The 13,675-nt window shown below is 45.0% G+C and carries 12 protein-coding genes; 10 read left to right on the top strand and 2 right to left on the bottom strand.

All coding sequences use genetic code 11. The annotated features are described in order from the left end of the window. Positions 1 to 107: 107 nt before the first annotated feature. From R2J37_RS09925 to R2J37_RS09900, 6 genes are all read left to right on the top strand, one after another. Positions 108 to 947 carry a sugar phosphate isomerase/epimerase family protein gene (locus tag R2J37_RS09925; protein ID WP_230105904.1) on the top strand — a complete coding sequence of 280 codons (840 nt, stop codon included), beginning with the start codon at positions 108 to 110 and terminating at the stop codon, positions 945 to 947. A gap of 57 nt (positions 948 to 1,004) precedes the next feature. After that, on the top strand, positions 1,005 to 2,930 hold the full coding sequence (locus R2J37_RS09920; protein WP_256193531.1) for an oxidoreductase: 1,926 nt from the start codon (positions 1,005 to 1,007) through the stop codon (positions 2,928 to 2,930). Between the two features lie 42 nt (positions 2,931 to 2,972). Next, positions 2,973 to 3,848: a shikimate dehydrogenase gene (gene aroE / locus R2J37_RS09915; protein ID WP_230105906.1), complete on the top strand. Its 876-nt coding sequence runs from the start codon at positions 2,973 to 2,975 to the stop codon at positions 3,846 to 3,848. A gap of 16 nt (positions 3,849 to 3,864) precedes the next feature. Continuing rightward, the gene (locus R2J37_RS09910) at positions 3,865 to 5,142 is read left to right on the top strand and encodes an MFS transporter (protein WP_230105907.1); all 1,278 of its coding nucleotides are present in this window, start codon (positions 3,865 to 3,867) and stop codon (positions 5,140 to 5,142) included. A gap of 136 nt (positions 5,143 to 5,278) precedes the next feature. After that, positions 5,279 to 5,779 (top strand): TRAP transporter small permease, encoded by a 501-nt coding sequence (locus R2J37_RS09905; RefSeq protein WP_256193532.1) that lies wholly within the window; start codon positions 5,279 to 5,281, stop codon positions 5,777 to 5,779. Continuing rightward, positions 5,780 to 7,069, top strand: a complete 1,290-nt coding sequence (locus tag R2J37_RS09900) for a TRAP transporter large permease (protein ID WP_256193533.1) — start codon at positions 5,780 to 5,782, stop codon at positions 7,067 to 7,069. 157 nt (positions 7,070 to 7,226) lie between these two features. Here the strand turns inward: R2J37_RS09900 and R2J37_RS09895 are convergent, their stop codons facing one another. After that, positions 7,227 to 8,411: an IS110 family RNA-guided transposase gene (locus R2J37_RS09895; RefSeq protein WP_316264811.1), complete on the bottom strand. Its 1,185-nt coding sequence runs from the start codon at positions 8,409 to 8,411 to the stop codon at positions 7,227 to 7,229. 307 nt (positions 8,412 to 8,718) lie between these two features. Between R2J37_RS09895 and R2J37_RS09890 the strand changes: the two genes are divergently transcribed. The 4 genes from R2J37_RS09890 to R2J37_RS09875 all read left to right on the top strand — a co-directional run bounded on the left by R2J37_RS09890 (position 8,719) and on the right by R2J37_RS09875 (position 12,815). Then, positions 8,719 to 9,747, top strand: coding sequence for a TRAP transporter substrate-binding protein (locus tag R2J37_RS09890; protein WP_316264809.1), 1,029 nt, complete (start codon positions 8,719 to 8,721; stop codon positions 9,745 to 9,747). Between the two features lie 311 nt (positions 9,748 to 10,058). Next, positions 10,059 to 10,736 carry a response regulator transcription factor gene (locus R2J37_RS09885; protein WP_316264808.1) on the top strand — a complete coding sequence of 226 codons (678 nt, stop codon included), beginning with the start codon at positions 10,059 to 10,061 and terminating at the stop codon, positions 10,734 to 10,736. Beyond that, positions 10,733 to 12,100: a sensor histidine kinase gene (locus R2J37_RS09880; RefSeq protein ID WP_316264807.1), complete on the top strand. Its 1,368-nt coding sequence runs from the start codon at positions 10,733 to 10,735 to the stop codon at positions 12,098 to 12,100. Before R2J37_RS09885 ends, R2J37_RS09880 begins: the two co-directional genes overlap by 4 nt. A gap of 82 nt (positions 12,101 to 12,182) precedes the next feature. Further along, positions 12,183 to 12,815, top strand: coding sequence for a PepSY domain-containing protein (locus tag R2J37_RS09875; protein ID WP_316264805.1), 633 nt, complete (start codon positions 12,183 to 12,185; stop codon positions 12,813 to 12,815). Positions 12,816 to 12,889: 74 nt separating this feature from the next. On the opposite strand, the gene aroD is transcribed toward R2J37_RS09875, so the two are convergent. Then, complete coding sequence (aroD, locus tag R2J37_RS09870) at positions 12,890 to 13,657, bottom strand: type I 3-dehydroquinate dehydratase (protein WP_256193612.1); 768 nt, start codon at positions 13,655 to 13,657, stop codon at positions 12,890 to 12,892. Positions 13,658 to 13,675: the final 18 nt, after the last annotated feature.

The following is a 13,675-nucleotide window of genomic DNA, read 5'->3' as shown; positions in this document are numbered from 1 at the left end:
TTTTTTATTTAACAATAGCATATAATTAAATCATAGCAAATATCACAAGATTGAACAGAAAAAAAGAAGGAAAATGTTCAATTTTAACAATGGAAGGAGAAGAAACTATGTCAAAGAAAAATCCAATCACAGTCAGCTCATGGACCCTGGGAGATCAGTGCAAATTTGAGGATCGTGTTATTGCAGCAAAAGAGGCAGGATATGAAGGGATCGGCCTGCGTGCAGAGACATATGTGGATGCACTGAACGAAGGACTTTATGATGAGGATATTCTGGCAATCCTTGACAAACACGGAATGAAAGTGACAGAAGTAGAATACATCGTACAGTGGGCAGAGGACAACCGTTCCTATGAGCAGAAATATAAAGAGCAGATGTGCTTCCATATGTGCGATCTGTTTGGAGTAAACCATATTAACTGTGGCCTGATGGAGAACTATTCTGTAGAGCATACTGCACAGAAACTGAAAGAACTTTGCCACAGAGCAGGAAAGAGAATTATCGGTGTAGAGCCGATGCCGTACAGCGGTATCCCGAATCTGGAAAAGGCATGGGCAGTTGTAAAAGCTTCCGGAGCCGAAAATGCCTACATTATTCTGGATACATGGCATTGGGTAAGAGCAGACCAGCCGTACGATATTCTGACAAAAGAGCAGGCTGAAAGGGTAATCTCCATCCAGATCAATGATGCATACGAAAGACCGTACGCTGCTTCGATTTTAAGGGATGAATCCATGCATGACCGTCTTGCTCCGGGAACAGGTGCTAAGGACACAGCAGGATTTGTAAAAATGATCAAAGAGGCAGGAATTGATCCGAAGGTGATCGGAGTGGAAGTTATTTCCGATGAAATCCTTGGAAGAGGCCTGAAAGAAGCTGCTGCCTATACATACGATAATACTGAAAAAGTATTGAAAGAGGCATGGCCGGAAATGGTGGAAGACTAAGAAGCCCTGTAAAACTTTAAATTGAGAAAAACAAATAGAAAAAGTGAGGAAATAAAGATGAGATTTAAGACAATGTTTTCCCCGATTCAGATCGGACCTATGACAGTAAAAAACCGTTTTGTTGTCCCTCCTATGGGAAATAACTTTGCAAATCCGGATGGAACATGGAGCGATCAGTCCGTTGCTTATTATGCAGAGCGGGCAAAAGGACAGTTCGGATTGATCACAATTGAGGCAACTGTTGTCCATCACGGTGCAAAGGGAGGACCGAAAAAGCCCTGCCTTTACGATGACAGCAGCATTGAGAGTCTGAAAAAGATTACCGATGCCTGTCATGCAGAGGGAGCTAAGGTTTCCATTCAGCTGCAGAATGCAGGGCCCGAGGGAAATGCAAAGAACGCAGGAGCTCCAATTGAAGCAGCTTCCGCCATTCCTTCTGTATATGGGAAAGACACGCCGGTAGAAGTACCGACAGAAAAGGTCTATGAACTGGTAAAAGGTTATGGAGATGCAGCGGAGCGTGCCATGAAAGCAGGAGCAGACGCTGTAGAGATTCATATGGCTCACGGTTACCTGGTAAATTCCTTTATTTCCCCGCGGACAAATAAACGTGTAGATGAGTTTGGCGGAAACTTTGAGAACAGAATGCGTTTTCCGCGCCTCATTGTGGAAGAGGTCAAAAGAAGAGTGGGAGGAAAGGTTGCGATCCTTGCCCGTATTAACAGTTCCGATGAGGTGGAAGGCGGAGATGATGTACATGACAGCGCTGCTATTGCCGCTTATCTGGAAGACTGCGGCGTAGAAGGCCTCCACGTATCCCGTGCTGTACATATCAAAGATGAATATATGTGGGCGCCAACTGCCGTACATGCCGGATTTTCCGCAGATCTTGTTACGGAGATCAAACGGGCAGTTTCTATTCCGGTCATTACAGTAGGACGTTATACAGAGCCTTATTATGCAGAACTTCTTCTTCGGGAAGGACGCGCTGACCTTGTGGCATTTGGCCGGCAGTCCCTGGCAGATCCTCATATGCCGGAAAAAGCAATGAATGACAATCTGGAAGATCTGGTTCCGTGCATCGCCTGTCTGCAGGGCTGTGTTGCAAATATGTATAAAGGCGAGCCAATCTGCTGTCTGGTGAATCCATTCCTGGGACATGAGGCGCAGGGATATCCGAAAGCGGAAAAATCCAAAAAAGTTATGGTGATCGGAGGCGGTGTCGCCGGTATGTGTGCAGCTTTTGTCGCAGCAGAAAGAGGGCATGATGTTTCTCTTTATGAAAGCACAGATAAACTGGGCGGAAATATGCGGCTTGCAGCTTATCCGCCGGGAAAAGGCGATATTACAAATATGATCCGCAGTTATATCGTAAGATGCGAAAAAGCAGGCGTGAAAATTCATATGAATACAACGGTTGACCTTGAGATGGTAAAAGCAGAAAAACCGGATGCAGTGATCGTATCTACCGGATCAAGAACACTGATCCTCCCTATCGAGGGCATTGAAAATCCTGCTATTATTCACGGTTCTGATCTTCTGGACGGTAAGAGGGCGGCCGGCAAAAAAGTCCTTGTTGTAGGCGGCGGTATGGTAGGATGTGAGACAGCAGCCTTTTTGGGAGAGCAGCAGCATGATGTGACCGTTATCGAATACCGCGATACAGTAGGTGCGGACGTGATCCATGAACACAGAGTATTTCTGATGGAAGACTTTAAGAATTACGGAATCAAAGAAATTACAGGTGCGAAAGTATGCAAATTCTTTGACGACGGTGTAGAGTATGAGTCTCCGGACGGAAGCAGACATGAAGTGAGAGGATTTGATTCTGTCGTCCTTTCCATGGGATTTAAGAATTACAATCCGTTTGCAGAACAGTTAGAAGAACTTGGTCAGGAAGTATATGTAGTCGGAGACGCAACAAGAGCAAGAAGAGCATTGGATGCTACAAAAGAAGCCTATGCGGCGGCAATGCAGATTTAAGAAAAGTCTGTATCAAATAGAACAAGTCGGGAGGAAGGAAAAATGGAAAAAAGAATTTCAGGACATACAGGTTTAATGGCGTTATTCGGAAGCCCGGTAGGACATTCGGGATCACCGGCAATGTATAATTTCAGTTTTCAGCACGATGGCCTGGACTATGCATATCTGGCGTTTGATGTAAATGTGGAACAGATGCCGAAAGTATTTGAGACAATAAGGCTTTTGAAAATGAGGGGCGGAAACTTTACGATGCCCTGCAAAAATATCGCTGCCAAGCTGGTGGACAAACTGTCCCCGGCTGCAGAGATCATCGGAGCCTGCAACACCTTTGTCAATGATGACGGCGTTATCACCGGACATATTACAGACGGCGTGGGATTTGTAAAGAATCTGGAAGTCAATGGAGTGGACGTAAAAGGCAAAAAGACAATTGTACTGGGAGCAGGCGGAGCCGCAACAGCGATCCAGGTGCAGCTTGCTTTGGACGGTGCAAAAGAGGTACATATTTTCAATGTGAAAGATGAGTTTTTTGAAAGAGCAGAAGGAACAAAAGCAAAACTGGCAGAGAAATGTCCGGAATGTGTTGTGACAGTAGAGGACCTGGAAGATCAGGAAAAACTGAAAGAAACAGTTGCAAACTGCGATATCGTAATCAATGCCACAACAATGGGTATGAAGCCTCATGACGATGTGACACTGATCGACAAGTCCTGGTACCGCAAGGATCTTGTAGTAGCTGATACGGTTTATAATCCGGAAAAAACAAAAATGATCCTTGAAGCGGAGGAGGCAGGCTGTAAGGCCATCGGCGGAAAGGGAATGCTGCTTCAGCAGGGAGCTGTCAATTATGAATTGTTCGTAGGAAAGAAGATGCCGCTGGAAGAGTATCAGAAATTCCAGGCAGAACAGGCAAAATAGGAAGAGGAGAAAGGTCATGAAAGCGAAAAAGTATATTTTATCACTGGCAATGGTGTACATGGCATACTTCACTCATGGTATTCAGGCGATCATATTGTCACAGAACCAGGTGAACTTTTATACCCAGTGGGGATACACAGACGCTGTAGAAGGCGCGGCAGCCGTGTCTTTGGCAATTACGGCAACAGGTTTTGGAAAAATGCTGACCGTGTGGCTTGGAGGAGAATTTTCCGACCGGATCGGGCGGAAGAAAATGGCAATCGCAGGTGGAATCCTCTATATCATCTGTTTTGCAGGACTTTTGTTCACTTCTAACTTTATGGTGGCATGTGTGAGCGCTTTCCTGGCAGGTGTGGCAACTTCAGGATTCTGGGATGCATCCCTCTATCCGGCAGCGCAGGAATCCGTTCAGCAAAGATATGCCGGATCTGCTCTTATCGGAATTAAATTTTTCGTATCTTTGTCCGGTATCATTTACCCGCTTCTGGCAGTTCAGTTTTCTGCAGCAGGAAACTGGCAGATCAATATCTGGATTCCGCTTGTCATGTCGATCATTGCAGTAGTGCTTGCAGTGATTGCGCCGTTTGCCTATGACGATCAGATGAAAGAAACAGTTAAGACGGCAGATGGAAAGACAGAAAATGCAGCGCAGGCGGAAATTGAAGCAGCAAAGGCAAAAATGCTTGTGAAGCCAAACGGACTTGTAAACTTTATTACCATGTTCTATGGTTTCCTGTGTATGTTTATTATGTATGGCGCACAGCAGTATACAAAGGCATTTGGTATGAGCAACTGCGGTCTGACAGAAGCACAGGCAGCAGGCATGACATCCATATATACAGCCGGTTCTGTCATTGCTGTTATATTCTGGGCGGTCATGATGGGTAAGCTTCAGTGGAATCCTCTTAAGGTTGTACTGATCGACTCTGTATTCACAGCAGTTGCACTTGGCATTGTGCTCCTTGTAAGCAATGTGGCGGTAATCTATGTGGCAATTGCCCTTCTGGGATTCTTCGCAGCAGGCGGCGCCCTTCAGACAGGGCTGGGAGTCCGCCAGGAAATGTGCCCGGGACCAAAAGGAAGGAATACAGGTATCTACTATACATGGATGGGACTTGCAAGCTGCTTCCTTCCATATATCGTGTCCGCAATGACAAAATCCATCGGGGAGGCGTCAGCCGTATATACAATGATGGGACTGCTTCTTGCGGCAGCAGTGATCGCAATTCTTATGATGGCTTATCTGGCTGTACAGTATAAGAAGATTTTCGGTAAGAGTGCCCTTAGCAAATAAAGCGTTGGACGAAAAAAGAAGGGTGTGAATACTGTAAATGTGTGCAGTATCCACATCCTTTTTTTAGGAAAAAGTATAGATAAAATATATCAATTAAAAAAGAAAAAGGAATAAAACGGCGAGGGAGGTAGCCCAAATGAAACTTTTAAAATGGCTGGATGATTATCTGGAAGAAGCCCTGCTTCTCATTATGCTGGGGATTATGGTCGTTGTTATGGGGATACAGATCACTGCAAGATATGTATTTGCATCGTCCCTGTCCTGGTCAGAGGAAATAACAAGATTTCTGTTTATATGCTCCGGATTTTTAAGTGCCAGCTACTGTATTAAGAAGAGTCTGTCAGTGAAGATCGATCAGTTAGTGAATATGCTGCCGGGAAGAGGCGTACATATTTTCCGCCTGATCAGTTACAGCATACAGCTTGTATTTTTCTCTTATCTGATCCCTTTTGCATGGAAATATGTCATGTCGGGAATAGAGAGCGGACAGTTAAGTCCCGCCTGTGGAATCCCCATGTATGTCATCCAGTCATTTACAGTGATCAGTTTTGTACTGTGTGTCATCCGCCTGATACAGAAATGGCTGTATCGGCTCCAGATCATTCTGGGGGAAAGAGAAGAAAAGGAGGAGGATTAAATGTCATCTGCAGTGGTATTGATTTTGTTTTTTGTGTGTCTGCTGATCGCGATTCCCATTTCGGTTTCACTGGGAATCGTGTCCGTACTGCCAGGGGCATTTGACCCGTCATTTACGGCAAGCGCTACTTATGTGATCCGCTCTATGTTCGGAGGACTGGACAGTTTTCCGCTTCTTGCGGTTCCTATGTTTATCCTGTCCGGTATCATTATGGCAAGAGGCGGTATTTCCAAGCGGCTTTTTGATCTTTTTGCCTACTTTATCGGCAAAAAAACAGCAGGCCTGCCTTGCGCGGTCGTTGTAACCTGCCTGTTTTACGGGGCAATTTCCGGTTCCGGGATTGCTACAGTTGCAGCAGTAGGGAGTATGACCATTCCTCTGCTGGTAAATTTAGGATATGATAAAAGATTTTGCACAGCCCTGGTTGCTGTAGCAGGAAGCCTGGGCGTCATCATTCCTCCCAGCATTCCCTTTATTATGTATGGAATGGCCTCCGGTGTGTCGGTCAGTGATATTTTTATTGCCGGGATCATTCCGGGCATACTGATCGGGGTTATGCTGATGGTGTATGCCGTTTATTACTGTAAAAAGAACGGGGAAGATAAAGAAAGGATCAACGGGGAAATCGATCATCTGCGGTCACAGGGACTTTGGAAAGTGTTTAAAAGCAGCTTCTTTGCAGTACTTTCTCCGGTGATCATACTGGGCTGTATTTATTCCGGGGTTGCATCTCCCACAGAGGCAGCGGTGATTTCTGTATTTTATTCTCTGATTGTCAGCCTGTTTCTGTATAAATCCCTTTCTTTCCGAGATTTGTACGCAGTGTTTGCTGAGGGAGTGAGGACATATGCGCCGATTCTTTTTATTCTTGCAGCCTCCATTGCTTTTTCCAGGGTTCTTACTTTAATGCAGGTGCCTCAGACGATCAGCGGCTGGATACTGGAGAATTTTTCTAATAAAATACTGATCCTTATTGTCGTAAATCTTTTCCTCCTTCTGGTGGGAATGATCATGGATACCACACCGGCTATTCTGATCCTGACGCCGATCCTTCTGCCCATCATGACAGGAGTGGGAGTGGATCCGATCCACTTTGGAGTAATGATGGTAGTAAATCTTGCCATTGGATTTGTAACGCCGCCTATTGGGGTGAATCTGTTTGTGGCAAGCTCGCTGACAGATATACCGGTGATTCAGATTGCAAAACGGGCGCTTCCCATGATCGGATATTTCCTGATCGCCCTTTTGCTGATCACATTTATTCCGCAGTTAAGTCTTGCGTTGTTATAGGAGCTAACTATATAAAAATCAAGTAGTTTTTTTAACATTGAATTTTAGTTAGTAAAAGTATGTACTTTGAAAATATGTGAATAATTATGGATTTTGTGGCACAACAAACAGACCTTCCCAAGAAGGCTCATTGTAATAAGCTGGGTTGTAATTATAGCTATATCAGTAACGTAGAATCAAAACTCTGTCCGGTACTTAGAAGATGATAGATGACTCTTAAAAGTTTTCTGATACAGTGACCTTGAGCACATCTGTGACCTTTGCCTTCGGCTATCTTTTTGTTGTAATAAGAAGTGAAGACCCTGTTGTGATTGATGACCGGCAAGATAATCTGATACAGTGTTTTTCTCAGATACCGGGAACCTTTCTTGGTGATTGCAGTATGCCGGGCGATAAACTGACTGGATTCATAGTGATATGGGGCGACACCGGCAAATTTAATGATTTGAGACGCTTTTGTATAGTTGCAAACATCTCCTAATTCCGCTAAAATAGAAGTACCAGAGAAGTGTGAAATTCCTGGTATGGAGAGGATAGGAGAGTTGTTTTGCAGGGAAAACTCTTCTATCTTTTTGTCTATTTCAGAAAGTTGTTCTTCTATCATTTCAATTTGACTTACAAGGTGTCTGATCTGGATTTCTTCAGCAACAGAAGAGATGCCGACAGAAGCTTTGGCTGCTGTTTTAAGCTGTTCGGCAGAAAGTTGAATCCGTTTTCCGCGCCCCTCATATTCAAAACATTTCCGGATGGTCCGGATATCAGAGTTTGCAATCTTTTCAGCAGAAGCAAACGATTTTAAAACATTCATGTAAACAATGCCATACTTTGAACGGAATAAGGAATTAAATTCAGGGAATACGATATCAATACATTTCTGAAGCCGGTTTTTGTAGAGGTTTAATTCCTCTTTCAGGTTGTGGTGATGGCGTGTCAGCTGCTTTTGTTCATAAAGGTCGAAACGGTTTACTTTTGTAATGCGATAAGGCTTTTTACGCTGATTTGAGCCGATGACATCACAAATGGTAAGAGAATCCAGGGGATCGTTTTTGGTAATGCCGCCCTGAAGTTTTCTGGTAAGGTCAGTAGTGGTTGGGTTGATCAGAGCAACAGTATAGTGCCTGTTAAGAAGATATTTGAGTAAGGCAAAATGATAATGCCCGGTATCTTCCATGCCAATAAGAAGCTGTGATTTGGCATAGCAGCTTAGTTTTCCGATGAGTAACAAAAAGCCATCTTGATTGTTATGAAAAACAGAAGGATTAGAAAGTATTTCACCGGATTGTTTGTCAATGATGGAGAAGATGTGTTGATGTTTACCAATGTCAATTCCGACTAAAATCATGATAATACATTCCTTTCGTAAAAAATATGCAATGTGTTATCCACAGCACTTACTTCGTAAAACCTGGTACAAGATAGGAATTCAAGACTCATCTAACTAATCATTATTTAGAAATAAGGTGTGGTGAGAACCTCCTACAAGTAGTCAAAGCCACAGGATAAAAAAATACAAATCCACATCACATATTTACATCATACAAATGTACAATACCGTAATCAACCACGGACTAAAAGGTTGATAGAAAGGAGACGGTATATTTGTAAGTGACCGTTAGATGAGTCAATTACAATATACCAGGAGAAGAAAGATGAAGAAAATATGGAGCGGAGCAATTGTGGGAGTTCTCCTGGCGGCAAGCGCCGGGACAGCGGCATTCGGCATGGCTTCCACAGACAAGCAGGCTGCAGACGGAAAAGAACAGCGCTATGCGTGGCCTCTTGCTACCTGCAGTACGGAAGATACCATTACCCATGTGTTTGCTGAATCATTTGCTGAAGAAGTGGAACGTTTAAGTGACGGACAGATGGAAATCCAGGTATATCCGCAAAGTACCCTTGGAGGAGACCGGGAACTGATGGAGAGCTGTAAGGACGGCGATATTCCTTTTGTAGTGCAGTCTCCGGCGCCACAGGTCAGCTTTATGCCGGAACTGTGCGTCTTCGACACCCCCTGTGCATTTGAGGATATAGAGGAGGCAAGGGATACCATTGATGATCCCCGTTTTCAGGAAATTGTTCAGGAAATTTATGAGAATGCAGGATATCAGCTCCTCGGTATGGCGGATCAATGCTTCCGGGTGATGACCAGCAGTGAACCATTTGAAGGGATGGAAAGTTTTAAAGGGCAGAAGATCCGTACCATGGAAAATACTTATCATCTCCAGTTCTGGAAAGCAATGGGAGCCAATCCGACTCCGATGACTTTCAGTGAAGTGTATATCGGGCTTCAGCAGGGTACGATCGACGCACAGGAGAATGCCTATGAGCTGATTGTAAGCGCAAAACTTTATGAGCAGCAGAAATATCTGATCCAGACGAATGCAGTCCCGGATTATATTACTTTGATCTCCAGCGACGAATTTTTCCAGACATTAGAGGAGGAACAGCAGGAGATCATCCGCCAGGCGGCCCAAAATGCCCAGGAAAAGGCCAGAGAATCTGCCGATACAAGACAGGGAGAAAGGCAGAAGCAGCTGGAGGAAGAAGGAATGGAAATCATATCTGTCGATGAGACGACATGGCAGGAAATGAGACAGGCCTGCCAGCCGGTATATGAAAACATCCGGGAACAGGCGGGAGAGGAACTATTTGATCTCTATATGGGAACGGATGAATAGAACGGCCGGACAAAAGTACCGATAAAAAGGATCCGCTTGACGGATCCTTTTTCCTGCGGTAATTTATAGAAAACAGAGTTACTATTCACAGCCGTTTCAGACCTGACGGCAGAGGCGTTGTGCTTGCACAAAAGCTCCTGCTGTCAGGTCTGAAACAGGACTGTGAAGCAGTCACCCCACCTATATAAGCAGTCTTAGCCCCGTACGGGGCGGAACTGAAGCGCGTAAGCGCGACGAGTGCGCATACAGGCGGGGTGGCTGTGAATAGTAACAAAACAGGTACAAACAGGAAAGAAGAATGGAGGAATAGAATGCGCATACTCATTGCGGAAGACGAAAAAAATCTGAACCAGATGTTGAAAAGGAGACTTCAGGAAGAGTATTACAGTGTGGATTCCTGTTTTGACGGGCAGGAGGCTTTGGACTACTTGAGCGGAGCAGAATATGATGCGGTTGTACTGGATATAATGATGCCGGTGCTGGACGGTCTTTCTGTTCTGAAAAAAATCCGTGCAAAAGATAAGACGCTTCCGGTTCTTCTGCTGACGGCAAAGGACAGTATTGAGGACAGAGTAGCCGGACTGGATGCCGGTGCCAATGATTATCTTGTGAAACCCTTTGCTGTGGAAGAGCTGCTGGCAAGGATCCGGGTTATGCTCAGGAAGCCTTCGGCGCAGGCAGAAGGAAACTGCCTGATGGTCGGAGATCTGGTTTTGTGTACGGATACTCATAAAGTGACAAGAGGAGGAAGAGAGATTACGCTTTCGGCCAGGGAATATACCCTTTTAAGATATATGATGCAGAATCAGGGAATTGTACTGTCAAGGGACAAGCTGGAACAGCATATCTGGAATTATGATTTTACAGGCGGTTCCAATGTCATTGATGTCTATATCCGCTATCTGCGGCGTAAGATTGATGAGGGCAGTGAGAAAAAACTGATCCATACAGTACGCGGAGCAGGATATGTGTTGAGGGATGATGTATGAAAAGGTGGTCGACAAAAACAAAACTTACTCTGCTCTATGCAGCTTTTATGGTCCTTTTGACCTGTGCGGCTCTGGCAATCCTGTTTTCTTTGAGTAATCAGGAAATCCTTTCTTCCGTTCAGTCAAAACTTAGGGAGCAGGTAGAGGAAAGTCTGGAGGATATCGAAGGAAGTGAGGGAAATCTTAAAATAGATTCGGATTTTTATACGCTGGAAGAAGGGGTTTATCTGTCTGTCTATGACGGACAGGACGGAGAATTTCTCTATGGAATGATTCCGGCAGGATTTGACGCACAGGCAGATTTTATGCCGGATGGGCTGCAGACGATCAAAGGAAGAAATGAAAGCTGGTATGTGTTTGACCTTTCTTTCCGGGCGGACGGATATGGAGAAGTTTACGTCAGGGGAATTACTTCCGTTACACGGGCGGAAAATTCGATGCGGGTCACTCTGCGCTTTGCCCTGATCCTGCTTCCTCTGCTGGCAGCCATTACGATCATTATCTGCTATTGCTTTATCCGCCGGGCGTTTCTTCCGGTAAAAAAGATGACAGAGACAGTGCAGAAGATCCAAAGGGAACGAAGTCTTTCCATGCGGGTAGGTCTTCCGGAAGGAAAAGATGAGATCTATTATCTTGCAGCAACTTTTGACAATATGCTGGAAGATTTGGAGGAATCCTTTCACAGAGAAAGACAGTTTACCTCTGATGTATCCCATGAACTTCGCACTCCGGTGACTGTAATACTGATGCAGTGTGAGGAAATCCTGCAGGATCCGGCTCTTTCTGAAGAGCAAAGGAGACAGACAGAGGTGATAAAGAAAAAAGCGGAAGAAATATCATCCATGATCTCACAGCTTTTGCTCCTTTCCAGGGCGGATCAGGGCAGACAGGTGATACAAAAGGAACTTCTGGACATCAGTGAGTTGACAGAGATGATAGTAGAAGAACAAACCATCCTGGCCAGGGAAAAAGAAATTATGATTACGGAAACAATAGAGGAAGGGATATACGCAGCCGTGGATGAGAGCCTGTATATACGACTTCTCGTGAATTTAATTTCCAATTCCATTTCCTACGGTAAAAGAGGCGGTCATACGGAAGTTTCCCTGCAGCAAAAGGAAGGAGCAGCTGTTCTTCAGGTAAAGGATGATGGAATCGGGATTTCAAAAGAGGATCTTCCCCACATATGGGACCGATTTTTCCGTGCAGACAGTGCAAGAAGCGACGGCAGTCATTCCGGCCTGGGTCTTTCCATGGTAAAATGGATCGCGAAAGAACATGGAGGAGACATAGAGGCAGAAAGTGTTTTGGGAGAAGGAAGCCGGTTTATCTGCAGGATTCCACTGCCTTCAAAAGAAAATTAAAAAAACTTTTCTTTTTTAATCTTACTTTAATTTTTTGTGGGTATAGTAAATACAACAAAGAAAAAGAAGGGAGATTACAGAAATGAAACGAAATAGAGTAAAAATGCTTGGAGCAGCAGTGATGATGACGGCAGTTTTAGTGACAGGATGCGGAGTTTCGGGAGCCGGCACTGTACAGAACAATACATCGGGAAGCAGTACCGATATTGGGCAGGAGGAAGCAAAAAAGATCGCATTAGAGGATGCAGGTGTACAGGAGTCTGATACAACAAGAATGAAAATAAGTCAGGATCAGGATGATGGAAGCCTGCAGTATGATGTACAGTTCACTGTGGCGGAAAAAGAATATGATTATGAAATTAATGGAACAAACGGAACAATCCTGAGTGCAGATGTAGAGACAACCGGAGGAAATGCGGTACAGAGCCAGGCAGGAAGCAATGGAGACACAGCGCAGAACCAGACAAACAGTGGAAATACCGCAAATGCATCCGGAACTTCCGGAGCCAATGTTGCAGTGAGTGAAGCTGATGCAAAGGCAGCGGCCCTTGAGAGAGTCAGCGGAGCTACCGAGGCAGATATCCGCATGGAGCTGGAACTGGATGACGGATATTACGTATATGAAGGAGATATCATCTACCAGCAAAAGGAATATGAATTTGAGATTGATGCACAGACCGGAAAGTTCCTGAAATGGTCTGAAGAAAGATATTAGGAAATAATGTTAAGAAAAACCCACCGGCAGAATCGGCTGAATGAAAAGCCGTTTCTGCCGGTGGGTTTTTTGACTTAACAGCCCAGGGCGCTGTGTACTGTCTTAAGCACATCGTAGAGTTCACCCGCTGCAATCTGTCCGGGGGCAGAAGCCATGGAGCCGGATCCGAAAGTGAGGCAGGATCCGAAAGCTTCGCAGGAGAGACGGCTGATGCTTCCTGTTCCGGCCATGGACATGGTAATGATCGGCCGGTTGGCATAATCAGACGCCATTTCTTCTGTGGCTGCAAGAAGAGTGATCACATCCCGTTTGTTTTGAGGCATGACGGCAAGTTTTGGGATATCAGCTCCCATATCCTGCATCCGGCGCAGACGGTAAATCATGTCGTCCTTGGCCGGAGTCTTTTCAAAATCATGGTTGGAGGCCACAACTTTTGCGCCGTTTTCATGGATGAAACGGATGAGATCGGCAACGATCTCATCACCCGTGAAAAACTCCACATCAATGAGATCTGCAAGTCCTGATCTGGCGGCGGACTTGTTTAAAGATACGTAGGAGTCAGTGCCCATTGGATGGACACCGCCTTCTTTTTGGGTGCGGAAAGTGAAAAGAAGAGGCGTATCCTGAAGAATTTCATGAATTTTAGACAGCACATCCAGTACCCGCTCTGTATGTTCCACTTCCTCAAACCAGTCTGCCCGCCATTCCATAAGATCCATGGGCATGGACTTATACTGTCTGGTAAGGGAGAGAATCTCTTCTTCCGTTTTTCCTACATTAGGGATACAGATGGCGGGAATCCCAGCCCCAAGTTCCAGATTTCTGATTTTTACTGTATGCATCATTTTACCTCCCTGAAT

Origin of the sequence: Claveliimonas bilis, assembly GCF_030296775.1 — a bacterium.
Classification (GTDB): domain Bacteria; phylum Bacillota; class Clostridia; order Lachnospirales; family Lachnospiraceae; genus Claveliimonas; species Claveliimonas bilis.
Note: the sequence above shows the minus strand (reverse complement) of the source record. Positions and strands in the feature narration are given on the sequence as shown.

Bases quoted from the DNA above. Each gene is read 5' to 3' on its own strand.
- aroE (WP_230105906.1), top strand. From the start codon at position 2,973: ATGGAAAAAAGAATTTCAGGACATACAGGTTTAATGGCGTTATTCGGA.
- R2J37_RS09905 (WP_256193532.1), top strand. From the start codon at position 5,279: ATGAAACTTTTAAAATGGCTGGATGATTATCTGGAAGAAGCCCTGCTT.
- R2J37_RS09885 (WP_316264808.1), top strand. From the start codon at position 10,059: ATGCGCATACTCATTGCGGAAGACGAAAAAAATCTGAACCAGATGTTG.
- R2J37_RS09925 (WP_230105904.1), top strand. From the start codon at position 108: ATGTCAAAGAAAAATCCAATCACAGTCAGCTCATGGACCCTGGGAGAT.
- R2J37_RS09880 (WP_316264807.1), top strand. From the start codon at position 10,733: ATGAAAAGGTGGTCGACAAAAACAAAACTTACTCTGCTCTATGCAGCT.
- R2J37_RS09910 (WP_230105907.1), top strand. From the start codon at position 3,865: ATGAAAGCGAAAAAGTATATTTTATCACTGGCAATGGTGTACATGGCA.
- R2J37_RS09900 (WP_256193533.1), top strand. From the start codon at position 5,780: ATGTCATCTGCAGTGGTATTGATTTTGTTTTTTGTGTGTCTGCTGATC.
- R2J37_RS09890 (WP_316264809.1), top strand. From the start codon at position 8,719: ATGAAGAAAATATGGAGCGGAGCAATTGTGGGAGTTCTCCTGGCGGCA.
- R2J37_RS09920 (WP_256193531.1), top strand. From the start codon at position 1,005: ATGAGATTTAAGACAATGTTTTCCCCGATTCAGATCGGACCTATGACA.
- aroD (WP_256193612.1), bottom strand. From the start codon at position 13,657: ATGCATACAGTAAAAATCAGAAATCTGGAACTTGGGGCTGGGATTCCC.
- R2J37_RS09875 (WP_316264805.1), top strand. From the start codon at position 12,183: ATGAAACGAAATAGAGTAAAAATGCTTGGAGCAGCAGTGATGATGACG.
- R2J37_RS09895 (WP_316264811.1), bottom strand. From the start codon at position 8,411: ATGATTTTAGTCGGAATTGACATTGGTAAACATCAACACATCTTCTCC.